Below are 16309 nucleotides of genomic sequence, written 5' to 3'. Positions count from 1 at the left end.
TCTTCCCATTTTATAAAAAAGGGCTATGCACATTGTATCAAAATTACCGCAGGTAGGTACTACCATTTTCACTATAATGAGCCAGTTGGCACAACAGCATCACGCCATTAATCTTGGGCAGGGATTTCCTGATTTTATGATGGATGAGGCCTTAATTGATTTGATACAAAAAGCCATGACAGATGGTTGCAATCAGTATACGCATACCAATGGTTTACCTGCTCTACGGAATGCCCTTGCCGAAAAGGTAAAAAAATTGTACAACACCTCCATCCATCCTGAAACACAAATTACCATTACCCCGGGCGGCACCTACGCCATTTACACCGCACTCACTTCGTTTTTATATTCCGGCGATGAAGTGATTGTTTTTGAACCGGCATACGACAGCTATGTTCCCAATATTGTTTTAAATGGCGCTAAACCGGTTTTTATTGCATTACAATATCCCGATTATTCAATTCCCTGGCATGAAGTAGCGCAGAAAATCAATTCCAAAACAAAAGCCATTATCATCAACTCACCCCATAACCCAACAGGTGCTGTATTAAGCGAGCAGGATATTATGACTTTGAGAACACTGGTAGCCAAGACCAAGATAATGATAGTGAGTGATGAGGTATATGAACATTTAATATTTGATGCTATCCCGCACCAAAGCCTGCTACGCTATCCAGATTTGATAGAAAGAAGTTTTATCATTTTTTCGTTTGGAAAAACCTATCATTGTACAGGCTGGAAGTTGGGTTACTGCATAGCAGCAGCACCATTAATGCAGGAATTTAGAAAAGTACACCAGTTTAATTGCTTTAGTTGCGATACCCCCAAACAATATGCTTTGGCAACTTATTTACAGGAAGAGGATAAATATGTACAATTGGGTGCGCAAATACAAAAAAAACGCGATTTTTTTAGAACATTAATGCAGCAAACGGGTTTTGTTTGTATTCCTTCACACGGAAGCTATTTTGAATGTTACAGTTATGCTGCATTATCTAATAAGTCCGATACAGAATTTGCAGTTGAATTGGTACAAAAAGCCGGTGTAGCCACCATTCCGGTTTCTGCATTTTATCATCATAAAACCGATGAAAAGGTACTTCGCTTTTGCTTTGCCAAAAAGGAAGAAACACTTCTGGAAGCAGCAGAACGATTTAAACACTTATAAATCAAAAAAATTTGTGTGAATTAACAGCAATTGTATGTTTTATTTCCATTCTTTTCATACGTTTGTTTAATGCATACTTCCTCCGAAAAGGAATTAATTTTATCCACCAAACCGTTTGCCAAAGAAATTCGCTGGAAGAGCTGGTATTATACACTTTCTACTACAGTTTTATTAATTGCAAGTTTAACAGGTTCTTTTTTACTACCGGGCATCCTAATTAAATTGGCTTTTAGCATTTTCAGTGCTTTACTGCTTTCCCGCATGTTCATTATTTTTCATGATTTTCAGCATCATACTATTTTAAACAAATCGTTTGCTGCCAATATTTTATTTACCATTTTTGGTGCTTACATGATAACACCGCCAAGTATCTGGAAACGTTCGCATGATCACCACCACAACAACAATGCTAAATTGTACAGCGCCAGTATTGGTTCCTATCCGATTATGACCAAACAAAAGTTTTATGCTGCGAATAAAAAAGAGCAAAGTATTTATCTGGCTATCCGGCATCCACTCAATATGTTCTTTTCTTATTTTACTATGTTTATGTTTGGCATGTGTGTTCGGTCGTTTCTCAGTTCAAAGAAAAGACATTGGGATTCTGCCATCGTTTTGCTGATACACGTTGGCATCGCCATTGTTTTATGGGTTCATTTTGGATGGCAAATTTGGTTTTTTGTATTCTTTCTGCCTTTCTTCTTATCACACATGCTGGGTGCATATTTATTTTATGCGCAACATAATTTTCCCGGTGCTACTTACCGTTGCAATACAGAATGGAGTTATGCTGCTGCTGCATTAGAATCTTCCAGCTATATGAAAATGAGTACCTTATGGCAATGGTTTACTGCAAATATTGGCTACCATCATATTCATCACCTCAATTGCAAAATTCCTTTTTACCGCTTACCCGAAGCAATGGCACATATACCTGCCCTACAGCAAGCAACGGTAACCAGTTTGCGTCCTAAAGATATTATTGCCTGCCTTCGTTTAAAAGTTTGGGACCCCGATCTGAATAAAATGGTTCCTTTAGATAGTTAGTGCAAATTGGCTTTAAAAATTAATGCATTCAATTAATCAGTTAGCTTTTTTTCAAGTATAGTTACCCGTTGTGCCAACTGATCTAAATTACGAAAATGAATATAAGCCTTTCTGTATTTATTGGCATCAAAGGCTGGTGAACCCATATAAACTTCTCCCGGCTTTGTAATGCTTTTGGATATGCCTGATTGTGCTGTAATAATTGTATTATCGGCTATTTGCAAATGACCCACAATACCAACCTGTCCGCTAAACATACAATTTTTACCCACTTTTGTTGATCCCGCAATCACTCCATGTGCTGCGATGTAAGTATTTTCGCCCACTTCTACATTATGGGCAATATGTATTAAATTATCAAACTTTACGCCTTTTCTTAAAATAGTTGAACCCAATGTTGCACGGTCAATAGCACAATTGGCGCCAATTTCAACATCATCTTCTATTACAACATTACCAATCTGTGCAATTTTTTTATTGCCTTCATTTTGCGGATCAAATCTAAAACCATCACTCCCAATAACAGTACCGGAGTGAATAATACAATTTTTTCCAATGTGTGTTTCTGAATAAATTTTAACACCCGCAAACAAGGTGGTATTATCGCCAATTACACAATTATCGCCAATATATACCTGCGGATATATTTTAACACCATTGCCTATTCTCGTATTTTCACCAACATAAGCAAATGCACCGGCATAAATTTGCTCACCAATTATTGCCGATGGCTCAATATGTGCATTGGGTGCAATACCGGTTTTATTCAGCTTTATCTGATTGTATAGTTCTAATAATTTTGCAAAAGCAGTTTGTGCATTTTCTACCCTTATTAATGTTGCCGTTACCGATTCTTTTGCTTCAAAATCTTTATTCACAATTACAATAGAAGCCTTTGTGGTATACAGGTATTGCGTATACAAAGGATTGGCTAAAAAAGATAACGAACCCGTTACGCCTTCTTCTATTCTGGATAAAGTAGATACTGTTACTGTGGCATTACCTTCTATTGTACCCTGAAGCATGTCTGCTATTTGTTGTGCCGAAAATTGCATAATTTATTTTTAATATATTTTAAATGAAATTTGCAGAATAATTTTAAAGGTAACAGAATTTTGTACGCCTGTTGCAATGAAATGCTAAAGTTTGGAACCCATAAAAAAAGGCAACTAAAAACGCTGCCTTTTATTTGTGCAACAGGTTGGAGTTGAATTGCACTTTTGGTTGTTATAGGGGCTGTAATTTATTGCATACTCAATTCATTAATAGCCTGCTTTGGTACCAGCAAATGGGTTACATGCTCTGTAATCATTTGTCGTGGCAATTGAAAAGTGGCTGTTTGTAGAATGTTTTCGGACGAATTGCCTATTTTAATGGTATAAGTACCCGCATCGGCAATCCATGCAGATTGCGTGGTTTGAAAAGATGCAATATCGGCAGGTGAAATGATAAATGTTAAGGTTTGCGATTCGCCGGGTTGTAATAGTTTTGTTTTGACAAAGGCTTTTAACTCTTCAGAAGGCTTATCAATATCACTTTTTGGTGCCGTTATATATACCTGAATTACTTCCTTTCCGGCTCTTTTGCCTTTATTAGTAATTGTTACAGAAGCAGTAATATTTTTTTTCATTTCAGTAGTACTGAGGTGAATAGGCTTTGTTGAGAAATGAGTATACGATAATCCATAACCGAAAGGATAAGCCGGTTGTACATGAAATGTATTAAAATAACGGTAACCAACATAAATGCCTTCTTCATACACCACTTCAGCCGGATTACCCATTAAAGAGAACCCTTTGTGCCGGACAGGTTGCAACTCTTTTCCCGGGAAATTTTTTGCAGAAGGCTCATCCTGATAATTCATGGGAAAAGTAACTGCTAATTTTCCGGAAGGATTTACTTTACCACTAATGATATCTGCAATAGCATTTCCTGCCTCTAAACCAGGTTGCCAGGCCAATATAATAGCATCCGGCATATTACGCCAACTGGCTGTTTCTATTACACCGCCAATATTTAATACTACAATTACTTTTTTATTTTTTGCATGAAAGGCATCGCAAACCTGGCGAATCATATTTTTTTCGGCATCTGATAAAGTAAAATCATTGTCTACTTTTCTGTCGGCACCTTCTCCTGCATTTCTACCAATGGTAATAATTGCAGCCGCTGCTTTATCGGCTTCAGTTTGCAACAAAGGCAATTCTAAATCCATTTCTTTTACACGAGGTACCAACTCAAAAAAGAAACGGGGCTTGGGTTGTTTGGCTTTTTCGGTTGTAATGTAAGCAGTATAAACATCTATTAAATTTTTATCAATGGTAAAACCGGCATTTAATAATCCCTGTTCTAATGATATAGTGTAGGCTTTATTTACATCACCACTTCCGGTTCCTCCGGCAATAATATCATAGGATGTATTGCCAAACAAAGCCACTTGTTTTTGAGTGGTATTCGTCAATGGTAATGCGTTATTATTGTTTTGTAACAGCACCATACCTTCAGCAGCCGCTTTTCTGGATAGTGCCGCATCTGCTTTTAAATTGGGCTGATCGGTATAAGCATATTTTTTATGAGTAGGCGATTCTAAAATTAAATCAACCACCCTTGCGGCATTTCGGTCAATAATTTTTTCATCTAAAGTCCCGTCTTTTACTGCTTTTAGAATGGCATTGTATTGCAAAATAGTGCCCGGCATCAGTAAGTCATTGCCTGCTTTCATTTGTGCAACAGCATCTTTTCCACCAAACCAATCGGTCATCACCAAACCTTTAAAGCCCCATTCATCGCGTAAAATTCCGGTCAGTAAATCCTTGCTTTCTGAGGCATACGTTCCATTAATTAAATTGTAGGATGACATCACTGTCCATGGTTTGGCTTCTTTCACGGCAATTTCAAAACCTTTTAAATAAATTTCACGTAATGCCCTTTCACTCACAATGGTATTTACGCTGTTTCTATTTGTTTCCTGATTATTGGCAACAAAATGTTTAATAGAGGTGCCTACTCCGTTTTGTTGAATTCCGTTTACAAATGCTGCCGCAATATGTCCTGAAACAAATGGGTCTTCAGAATAATATTCAAAATTTCTACCGCCCAATGGATTGCGTTGTATATTCATGGCAGGTGCCAGTAACACATCAATACCGTATTCTTTCACTTCCTTCCCAAAAGCCCTGCCCACTTGTTGTACCAATGCTGTATCCCAAGATGAGGCCAGCAAAATTCCCACCGGCCATGCGGTGGCATAATAAGTTTTGTTAGGATGATTGGATCTGAATGGATTGATGCGTACGCCGGCCGGACCATCCGACAGGGTTAATGAAGGCAACTCAAGACTTTCAATGGCATGTGTTCTGCCCGCAGCACCCGGAACTTTTTCGGGAATGGAAGCATCTTTTGGTAGCGATGGTGGTAATTGAAATCCGGCAATTTCATGTTTTCCGGTATCGGTTTTTTTATCTGATGCAGCAGTTGGGCCGGGCAATCGCATACCCATTCCTACTACTAATTCAACTTTTTGTTCCAAGGTCATCCGTGCTATTAAATCATTGGCTTTACCCGATTGGGCATATAGCGTGGGTGTGCTGCATAGTATAGCAAGGGCAGGCAATAGTGTAGAAAGTTTCATGATTATATATTAATGAAACATAAAGTTCATACCAATGTGAACACCTTTCATTGATAATTATCAAAAAACTAACGATGCGCCCTAATACGGCTCAGTGTTTCCTGCGTAATACCTAAGAATGAAGCGATATAAGATAATGGTACCCGCTGCAAAATAGTAGGATGCTCATCGGCCAAACGCCGGTAACGATGTAAGGCGGTTTCAAATTGTATGGCATCCATTCTTTGCTGAGAAGAAATCAATGAGCGGGTTAACAATTTACGCAGCCAGCGTTCCACATCATGGTATTCATCGCACAAACGCATCAAATCATCATGATGTATACCCATGATAACAGATGGCTCAATGGTATGGATATTCAGTTTGCTGGGTGTACGTTTAAAAAAACTGGTAATAGAAAGAAAAAAAGTACCATCCATGGCCAGCCATTCGGTAATTTCTTTGCCATGTTTAAAATAATAAATACGGGCCAAACCGGAAGATACAAAATAAATATAATCTGAAACAATGCCTTCTTTTAGCAGTAAATAATCCTTGGGCAATTTCCATTGTTGCCATTGTTGTAAAAAAGCCTGTAAACTATTTTCAGAAAAATAGCCGGTTGCAGAAATTTTTTGGGTCAAACGGTCCATAGTACATACCAACTTTATGCCAACGAAATTAGGCTTTAGTTCAATAGAAAGTTATAAAAATGCTGAATAGCAATTCTACCCGATTTATGATTTATTTTTAGCATTATCCGGATTCATTTTTTCAGTATTTACTTTAAAACCCGGTGCAGTATAATTATCAGGCAGATAATCAGAAGGGATAGTGGTCTGATTTCCATCTCGCAAATTGGTATAATGTGCCGACATAATTTCCACGCCTGCTTCATTAAAAGTATCTTGTATATTGGCGTGCAAAAGGGAATATAATTCTGCCTGCTTATTGGGTTGTTTCGTGTAGGCATTAATCTGATAACTTACATAAAAGTCATTCAACGAAGTTTGCAATACAAAAGGTTCCGGATTTTTTTCAACATACGTTGTAGCTAATGCAGCTTTAATTAATAAAGCATGCACCTGACGCCATGGAGCATCATACCCAATGGTAATGGTTGTATGCACAATTAAACCTCGTTCCGGCGCATCGCTGCTGTAATTAATGGTATGGCTATTTAAAATAGTAGCATTGGGAATAGAAATTATTTCATTTTTAATGGTTCTAATGCGTGTAACCAACAAGGTTTTTTCAATCACATCGCCTGTAACATCTGCAATTCGAATACGATCGCCCAATTTAAATGAGCGCATATAAGTTAATACCAACCCTGCAATAATATTACTGAGAGAACCGGAGGATCCAAATGTAAATAACACACCCAAAAAAACTGAAACGCCTCTGAATACCGGGCTATTTGAACCCGGCAGATAGGGAAAAATTACAATAAGCAAAAAAGCAAACAAAAGAATACGTACAATTTGATAAGAAGGGTTTGCCCAATCTGCATAAAAACCCGGAATAGATAAAGCGCCCTTTTCAATTTCGTTTTTAAGATAACGAATGCCTTTTAAAACCAATCTAAATACAAACAGTATGACTATAATGGTGATTAAGTTGGGCAAATAATCCCAAATACCAAGTAAAATTCTTTTTAACGGATCAACAAAATAGGATAATAATTTTGTAGCTATTGTTTTTGTCCATGGAAAAATTCCAAACACTAACGGAAATGCAAGATAAATTGCGATGAAAATGATGACCCATTTTGTAATACGCAGCGCAGACTTAATCAGATTTATTTCCTGTTCAACAGAAAGTAATTCATAATTTTTTATTTTAACACCTTGAATCCGTGCATGATGCGTTGAAGCAATATTTGTTTCAATTTTTACAAATAATTTTATAACATAATGTACTACAAATATCAATACAACAATTACAATTAATGCCAGAATAATTTGCTTAAGAATATTTTGCCAACTTGTTTCCTGGCGATAATTCTGAATAGCAGTTTTAATTTTTAAACGATAAGAATTTGCCAATTGCAGTTTACCCATATTCTCCCATAACGCATCATTTTCTGTAATACTCATCAGTACTAAATCATGAAACACTATATCTACCGTACTTTCATTATCCACAATACTTAGCGAATCAACAGCAAAATTATAATTATCAGCCAATGCCTGAATTCGATTGTTAATAGCATTTGCTCTGTCGGCAGCAGAAAAACTACCCAATGAAGTATAAACAGTAAACAAGGTATCGCCAAAAGGAGCTACAACATAACCATGCATAATTTTTTTTAATGAATCAATTTTTTGTTTTTGCACGGCCACACGAAGGCTGTCTTTTTGTTTCAAAACATCCAGTTGCTGCTGCAAGACTTGTTTTTGTTGATGATTGATGGTGGAAAAATTTTGTAATTCAAGAAAGAGGTTTATTTTTTTTAAAGAATCGGCTTGCCTTTCTAATTCAATTTGTTTCAATTGATTGGCTTGTTGCTGAATATATATTTGCTGAGCTGAATCAGTATGTAAAGCAAGGGTATCTTTTTTGCGCTGTGCCATTATTGCAATGGGCAGTAGCATCCAACACAGAATTATTATTGCATTTATCTTTTTCATCAGGCATAAATTTAATACATTTCAGTCATTCCCATTTGAGCCATGCAACATGATGTTGATAGAAGAAAAAGATATTCGTTTTAAGTTAAGGAAGCATAAAAACCCAAATCTTTTCCGGTCATTTGTTTGGTTAACAAAGCAATTTGACCGGTATGATAAGAAAAATGTTCGGTTACATGAACAAGAATGGCAATGCCACTCATTTCATAAATTTGAACAGAATAGTTTTTCAACAGGCAATCAGAGGAACAATTATTTGCTATTTGAATGGCTGCCTCTAAAACCGCATTCAATTGCTTTAACAATGCCGCTTTAGATAATTGAGGGTTTTGCTCAAACTCTGCATTCCTATTGCGTTGAAAACCCTGCGCTCCTAAAGTTGCCAGTATATATTGGCTGATGTTTCCGCAAAGATGCAATACCAGATTGCCAATACTGTTACTAACGGTATTGTATTGCTGCCAAACCTGTTGTTCAGACAATAAGGTAAAGCAATACTCCGTTTTCTTTACATTTTCCTGCCAGTAAAACAGACAGGTTTGTACCAATGCTTGTTGAATATCATCAACCATAACAATAATTTTACCAGCCATCGCCATCTAATAAATTACCCAGACCGCCGAGTACACTTCCTTCTTCTTTCCTTTTAAAAGTTGCGTATTGTAAAATGCGGCCGGCCAGGCGGCTAATTGGCAAAGTTTGTATCCATACGGTTCCCGGCCCCCTGAGTGTGGCAAAGAAAACCCCCTCACCGCCAAATAATGTATTTTTAATACCTCCTACAAATTGAATGTCGTATTGAACAGTTGCAGTAAACCCAACAATACAACCTGTATCTATTTTAAGTAACTCGCCGGGTTGCAACTCTTTTTGTTCAACATGTCCGCATGCATGTACAAAGGCCATACCATCACCTTCTAATTTTTCCATTATAAATCCTTCCCCGCCAAACAAACCCGTTCCTAATTTTCTTTGAAACTCAATGCCAATACTTACCCCTTTGGCTGCACAGAGAAATGCATCTTTCTGGCAAATTACTTTGTTGCCCAATCGATTAAGATCGAGAGGAATAATTTTGCCGGGGTAAGGTGCAGCAAAGCTTACATGCTTTTTCCCGGCACTAACATTTGTGTAGGCAGTCATAAACAGATTCTCACCCACAAGCATGCGCTTCCCGGCCGAAAATAATTTGCCTAACAATCCGTTATTCTGGTTACTGCCATCTCCAAAAATAGTTTGCATGGTAATACCATCTTCCATCATCATAAAGGCACCGGGTTCAGCAACTGCGGTTTCATTGGGATCTAATTCTACCTCAACATATTGCATTTCTTCACCAATAATCCTATAGTCAATTTCATGATTTTGAATCATACCAAAAATTTTGTGTGAAAATACAAAAGGTTTTGCTGTATTTTGAATAGAAATAAAAAACAAAAAAGCCGTTATGAAAATATCATAGCGGCCTTTTGTGAAAAACTTTAGGGTTTAAAACCAGCTTCCTATAAAAGCTTCATTTACATGTTTCAATTGCAGGCCCTTTCTTTTTTGAACATGCTTTCTGTGATTGTATAAAGTAATTAAAATCAATAACAGGAAGATGATGGTAAAAGGTGGAATGGCCAAAAAGCTAATCCATTTTCCACCAAACATTCTGCGCATGGGCTTGCGTAAACGTTCTGCTATTAAATACATGGAAGGTACAATTACAAGCGTCATAAAGAATGCAAATGCCAAACCAAAAATAATGGTCCATGACAATGGCTTCCAGAACACAACATTATCACCTCCAAAAAAGATATGAGGATTTAATTCAGAAAATAAAGTAATGAAATTGATATTAAATCCAACTGCAATAGGAATAAATGCAAGGATGGCAGCCAATGCAGTAAGCAATACAGGTATAATACGGGTTTTTCCTGCAGCAATCACTGCTTCTCTTGTCTTCATACCACGGCCTCTTAGTTCATCGGCAAATTCTATTACCAGAATTCCATTTTTTACCACAATACCTGCAAGGCCAACAATACCCAATCCTGTCATTACAACAGATACCTGCAAACCAGATATTGCAAAGCCGAGTAAAACACCTATTACACTAAACACAATTTCTGTTAATATAATAACGGGTTTACTAACGCTATTAAATTGTAGTACCAAAATAATTAAAATAAGCCCCAATGCTATTAATAAAGCTTTACTTAAAAATGCACCGGTTTCGGCTTGTTGTTCTCCCTCTCCGGTTTGTTTAATGGTAACACCTGCCGGTACTTTGGGTTTAAACTGGTCAATGTATTTTTTAATTACCTGATTTACGCCCGTTGCATCATAACCCTGGTTGATTAATACATTAGAGCGAAGGGTAATTAACCGTTTCTGATCTTTCCGTTTAACACTACCCAAAGTAGTGGTAGGTTCTACTTTTACCAATGCACTAATGGGAATATTTTTTACGGCGCCACCTGCTGCCATATCGCGGAAGGAGATGCGCATATTCAACAGATCATTTAAATTTTGGCGCTGATAATCCTGGCTACGCAGTTGAATTTTATATTCATCTTTTCCCTCTTTAATTTTTGATACTTCTTTTCCAAATAAAGAAGTTCGGATTTGCTGGCCAATTTGTGCAGTAGAAACCCCTTCTGTCAAAGCTCGGTCGCGATTAATGGTAAGCGTTAATTCAGGATTTTTTAAATCAACATCCATTTTTAATTCTTCCACACCTGGCACCTGAATAGAATCTAAATAATTTTTTAGCAAAGTGGCTGTTCCAATTAAGTTATCGAAATTTTCGCAGGCAATTTCAATATTAATGGGCGGATCGGTAGGCGGGCCGGAGCTTTCCTGATCAACCGTAATTTCGGCACCGGGTATTCCTTTCATTACAGACCTAATCTGGTCTAAATAAGGTGCAGTAGAAACACCATGTCGTTTTTCATATTCAACAAAAGAAACCTGAATTCTGCCCAATTCACTTCTGGTACTTCTATCGCCACTCATGGGGTCACTGGCACCAACTGCCACATTACTTATCACACTTTCAACAATAGGATTGGTTTTGCCTTTTGCTTCATCTATGCCCAAAACTTTATTCACCCTTCCTTCCAATACATGAGTAATGGAGTCGGTATACAACACATTGGTACCCACCGGCAATTTCAGGTAAACATAAATTTGGTTGGGATCTCCTTTCGGGAAGAATGTAATACCCACATGACTGGTACTAATAGCAATAGCAAAACCTACTACTGCCACAATTAATAAACCGAAAGTAACCAATAACAATTTTACAGGACGCCATCCATGCAATGCCCAGCGTAATAAAGTTTCATAATGATTCATGATCCAGGGCAATCCATAATTCTGGAAATAATGAATGGCATCATCTAACACAAACCTGTTTAATACAACCAAAATCATGAAGAATAGCAACAGGTTACCGAAGAAAGTTAATCCTGCAATATCTAACAAAATACCAATGGCTATTGCTACCCAGAAAGAAGTTTTCTTAAAAAGATCTTTTTTAGGAGGCTTTACTTCATCTTCAGGATGATTCATAAAATCGACCGCAAAAACGGGGTTCATAATAAATGCTACCACCAATGAAGCTGTTAAGGTAAAAATGAGCATGGTGGGTAAATAAATCATGAACTTACCAATAATACCCGGCCAGAATAATAAAGGAAAAAATGGTGCCAAAGTGGTAAGTGTTCCTGCAAGCACGGGTACAAACACTTCGCCGGCAGCCATACGTGCTGAAGTTTGTATGGGTATTTTACCTTTTCCCTGCATAAAAATACGATGGGTATTTTCAATTACCACAATCGCATCATCTACAATAATTCCCAACCCAAACAGTAATGCAAACAATACAATAAAGTTTAAGGTTACATGCGAGCCTACAATTAAGTCGGCGCCGGGCAGGAATACAAATGCCACAAACATACTTAGTGGAACAGATAGGGCAACGAAAAAGGCATTGACGACACCCATAAAAAACATCAACACTATTAACACCAATACAAATCCAATTACAATAGAGTTAACCAAATCATTAAAAGAACTTCTTGTTTTAATACTTTGATCGCCTGTAACCACTGCTTTTAAATCTTTGGGTAATATAGTTCCTTTCATTTTTTCTATTACTGCTTTCACAGCATCACTGGTTTCAATCAGGTTTTCGCCGGAACGTTTAATGATGTTTAATGTAATTACATTTTTACCATCTAATCGGGCAAAGCTTTCACTTTCTTTAGTAGTATCTTTAATGGTAGCAATATCTTTCAAATAAACAGGGCCACCGGTTTGGTTGCGCACAATAATTTTAGCAATATCTGCAGCGGTTTTTAACTGGCCTTTAATTTGCAGGTTACGCTTCATATTGCCTACATCCAATAAACCACCGGATATATCTAAGTTTTCGCGTTGTACAGCATTACTGATATCATCAAACGTAATTCCGGCAGATTGCATGCGGAAGTTATCAACATTAATCTGGAACTCCCGATCGGGGGCGCCTACTTCATCTACCCGATTAATTTGAGGAATATTTTCGAGTTCATCTTTTACATCATCAGCATATTTTTTGAGCTGTTGTAAATCGTAATCGCCGCTAAGGTTTACATACATAATGGGTTGATCGCTAAAACTCACTTCTAAAACGGTAGGTTCTTGTGTTAAATCAGTGGGTAAATCCTGCTTGGCTTTATCTACCGCATCTTTCACTTTTTGTAGTGCCACTTCTGTTTTTACATCAGTTTCAAACTCAACAGTAATAGCAGAGTAATCTTGTTGCGATGTACTGGTAAATTTTTTAATTTTTGCACCGGTAATGCCCTTTATTTGTTTTTCGATGGGGCGTGTTACCAAATTTTCGATGTCTTTAGGCGAGTTACCTACATATATGGTTTGCACGTAAATGGTTGGAATAACAATATCAGGAAACTGTTCTTTGGGTAAAGTAACAAACTGATAAATACCACCCAAACTAACAAAGAGCATGATTAAATAAATAGCTGTTTTATTTTTAATGCTCCAGCTAGTAGGCGCAAACTCTTTAAACTTACTGTTGATATCTTCTAATAAACTCATAAACATATTTTAAAAGCTGCATGTATAAGGTTAACAATAGCTATAACGGTACTACAATTGTGTAGTAATTAGTTGCCCGTCGTACAAACTTTGGTAGCCATCGGTAATAATCTGATCACCTGCCTGTAACCCGCTTAAAATTTCAACATTATCATTATTCATCATTCCAATTTTAACGTGGCGTTTTATAGCAATTAAACGGTTGCCTTCTTTAGCGGCTACTAACACATATTTTCCATTTTCATCATTTTGAATGGTATTAATGGGGGCGGTAATGGCATTCATGGCTTTATAATCCTGAATGGCAATTACGGCTACCTGATTGGGATAAAACTCTTTACCGGAAGGCAATTTGGCTTCGGCAAAAAAACTGCGATTATTGGCATCAATTAAATTACCCGTAACACTAATAGTTGCATCAATGGTTTTATTAATGTCGGGCAAAGTAATTTTTACCGGAGAGCCTACTATTACTTTACCCAAATAATTTTCAGGAACCTGTGTGGTTACTTTTAAGTTGTTGGTATTTACAATTTTTATTTGGGGCGATGTGCCTGAAAAACCGGTAAACAACTCGCCAACTCGCACATTTACATCATCGGCAACCCCATCAATTTCAGCATATACTTTGGTATAATCTAATTGTTGCTTGGTAATGTTCAACTGTTTTTGTAAGGTGGCCAACTGGTTTTGTAAATTTTCAACATTATTTTTAGCAGTAATTAATTGCACCTCGGTACCAATATTTTGATCCCACAGGTTTTTTTGTTTTTGATACAATGTTTTGGCAAAAGCTAATTGTGTTTGAACGGTTTCTATATTTTGTTGTGCTGCTGCAAAGCTTTGTTGCGCAATGGCATCATCTAACTGTAATAACAATTGGCCTTTATGAATTTTGTCACCTTTTTTAACGTACAAAGCTTTTACTACACCTCCGGTACCTTTTGGTGCTACGTAAGCAATATTCACCGCATCAACCCTTCCCTGCAAATTAATAAAGTGTATAAATGTTTGGGGGGCAACGGTTGTAAGCACCACTAATTTTGCTTTTTCAGTGTTGGCAAATGCGGTATCGTGTTGTGCCAGTTTATTTTCCAGATCGCTGATTTGCTGGTTAATTTTTTGTTGTTGCTTTTTTAAATCTGCTAACATTTGTTTTTCTTTTTGAATTTCGGTAGAAGTGGTTTTACCTGAACAGGCAGCCATCAAGACCACTGTACCCACAACAAATGAAAATTGAAATATTTTTTGCATATAAATGATTTGTTTATTTGAATGAATTAAAGTTTTCCGGTTGCTTTTAAATAATCTACTCTGGCAATTACCGCATCATACAATGCGCTGATGTAATTGGTTTGAGCTGTTTTTAAATCGGTTTCGGCGGCAGTTATTTCTGTATTGCTACCGGTACCTGCTTCATATTTTTTCTTGGTTTGGTTGTATACTGTTTCGGCCAGTTCCATATTTTTTTTCTGGAAATTGAGGGTTTGTAATGCAGAAGCAAAATTGAGTTGCGCCGTTTTTACATCATTATCAATAGATAGTTTTAAGTTATCTAATGAATTATCTGTTTGCTTTAATTCAAGTCTTGATTGTTTAATTTTCGCATCTTTTGCAAATCCGTCAAAAATAGGAATACCAATATTTAAACCAATGGCCGATGCGGTAAACCAATCGCCCTTTCGGTCAAAAAAATCAAATTTTCCACGATAAGCCTGTTTGGCGAATGAGCCCGACAATGTTACGGAAGGCAAATAACTCATTTGGTAACGTTTTACATTGTACTGGTTTAATTTTTTAACCAATGCTAAGTATTGATAATCTTTCCGGTTATTGTATTGATAAACGGTATCGTTGAGAATATTGTCTTTTATAATGTCTTCATTAATATTGTCGGTTAGTATCAATGAGTCTTTAACAGGCATTCCCATTAGCATTTTTAAACCCATATACCCTATCGCAATACTGTTTAAAGTTTTTTGTTTTTCTGTTTGCAGGTTGGCCAATTGTACTAAAGTTTTATCTACATCTAATTTTTCGGCAAAACCATTTTTATACAATTCCTGTGTATCGTGTAACAGTTTTTGAAAACGCTCAATATTGGCATCTAACAAACCGATTTGTGTTTTACTGACTACCAATTGATAGTACACTTTGTAAATATTGGCTTTAATATTTTCTTCTGTTACTTCTACATTTTTTTGTTGGTATTGGATAGAAGTAGTACGGGCTTGTAAACCCACAAATACCTGTCCATCAAACAATATTTGGGTTAATGAAACATTGGCACTGGCATTATAAGGTGTACCAAATTGTGCCTGCACATAACCAAAGTCGGAAGGTGGCACAATAGGGTTACCCGCACCGTTTTTTACTCCTTCCTGCACTAACACACCATAAGTGGCTGCCGCAATAAAATTAGGAAAGCTTTGTACGGCCACATTGGGGTAATAGTTGGCACCAATACCACCATTAATTTGTGGCAGTGCAGCCGAAGTAACACCCCTGTTTATTTGCTGCTGAATTTGCACATTCAGTAAGGCATTTTTAATTTGTGTATTGTTTTTATGTGCATAATCAAGGCATTGTTGCAATGAAAAAGCATGCATCGGTTCATTGTTTTGTGCTTTTAAAGAAAAACTACTGCCGATTGCCAGCAGCCATAGTAGCGGATATTTTATCTTCATACAATTGTTTTTATCATGAATAGGTTGCAATTAGAATTTTAAATAAATATTTTTTATTATTTTTTTCATGTTT

11 protein-coding genes are annotated in these 16309 nt (G+C 36.8%); 2 read left to right on the top strand and 9 right to left on the bottom strand.

The annotated features are described in order from the left end of the window. The first annotated feature begins 25 nt into the window (after positions 1 to 25). Positions 26 to 1168, top strand: a complete 1143-nt coding sequence (locus JK139_RS10340) for a methionine aminotransferase (RefSeq protein WP_074420936.1) — start codon at positions 26 to 28, stop codon at positions 1166 to 1168. 69 nt (positions 1169 to 1237) lie between these two features. Then, complete coding sequence (locus JK139_RS10335; RefSeq protein ID WP_074420937.1) at positions 1238 to 2215, top strand: fatty acid desaturase family protein; 978 nt, start codon at positions 1238 to 1240, stop codon at positions 2213 to 2215. A 32-nt stretch (positions 2216 to 2247) separates the two neighbouring features. Here JK139_RS10335 and lpxD read toward each other — a convergent pair whose 3' ends face one another. The 9 genes from lpxD to JK139_RS10290 form a co-directional block, all read right to left on the bottom strand. Next, positions 2248 to 3270 (bottom strand): UDP-3-O-(3-hydroxymyristoyl)glucosamine N-acyltransferase, encoded by a 1023-nt coding sequence (gene lpxD, locus JK139_RS10330; RefSeq protein WP_074420938.1) that lies wholly within the window; start codon positions 3268 to 3270, stop codon positions 2248 to 2250. A 188-nt stretch (positions 3271 to 3458) separates the two neighbouring features. After that, positions 3459 to 5846, bottom strand: a complete 2388-nt coding sequence (locus JK139_RS10325) for a glycoside hydrolase family 3 C-terminal domain-containing protein (RefSeq protein ID WP_218331233.1) — start codon at positions 5844 to 5846, stop codon at positions 3459 to 3461. A gap of 68 nt (positions 5847 to 5914) precedes the next feature. Next, positions 5915 to 6478, bottom strand: a complete 564-nt coding sequence (locus JK139_RS10320) for a Crp/Fnr family transcriptional regulator (protein WP_074420940.1) — start codon at positions 6476 to 6478, stop codon at positions 5915 to 5917. 84 nt (positions 6479 to 6562) lie between these two features. After that, positions 6563 to 8458, bottom strand: coding sequence for a mechanosensitive ion channel family protein (locus JK139_RS10315; protein WP_218331232.1), 1896 nt, complete (start codon positions 8456 to 8458; stop codon positions 6563 to 6565). An 80-nt stretch (positions 8459 to 8538) separates the two neighbouring features. Continuing rightward, positions 8539 to 9030 carry a DinB family protein gene (locus JK139_RS10310; protein WP_218331231.1) on the bottom strand — a complete coding sequence of 164 codons (492 nt, stop codon included), beginning with the start codon at positions 9028 to 9030 and terminating at the stop codon, positions 8539 to 8541. A gap of 10 nt (positions 9031 to 9040) precedes the next feature. Further along, positions 9041 to 9832, bottom strand: coding sequence for a TIGR00266 family protein (locus JK139_RS10305; RefSeq protein ID WP_068243724.1), 792 nt, complete (start codon positions 9830 to 9832; stop codon positions 9041 to 9043). A gap of 114 nt (positions 9833 to 9946) precedes the next feature. Continuing rightward, positions 9947 to 13549 carry an efflux RND transporter permease subunit gene (locus JK139_RS10300; RefSeq protein WP_218331230.1) on the bottom strand — a complete coding sequence of 1201 codons (3603 nt, stop codon included), beginning with the start codon at positions 13547 to 13549 and terminating at the stop codon, positions 9947 to 9949. A 51-nt stretch (positions 13550 to 13600) separates the two neighbouring features. Then, positions 13601 to 14803 (bottom strand): efflux RND transporter periplasmic adaptor subunit, encoded by a 1203-nt coding sequence (locus tag JK139_RS10295; protein WP_218331229.1) that lies wholly within the window; start codon positions 14801 to 14803, stop codon positions 13601 to 13603. Between the two features lie 26 nt (positions 14804 to 14829). Next, the gene (locus tag JK139_RS10290) at positions 14830 to 16236 is read right to left on the bottom strand and encodes a TolC family protein (protein WP_218331228.1); all 1407 of its coding nucleotides are present in this window, start codon (positions 16234 to 16236) and stop codon (positions 14830 to 14832) included. Between the last annotated feature and the right edge of the window lie 73 nt (positions 16237 to 16309).

Source organism: Hydrotalea lipotrueae (genome assembly GCF_019249625.1).
GTDB classification, from domain to species: domain Bacteria; phylum Bacteroidota; class Bacteroidia; order Chitinophagales; family Chitinophagaceae; genus Hydrotalea; species Hydrotalea flava.
This window is presented reverse-complemented; position numbering and strand designations above follow the sequence as displayed.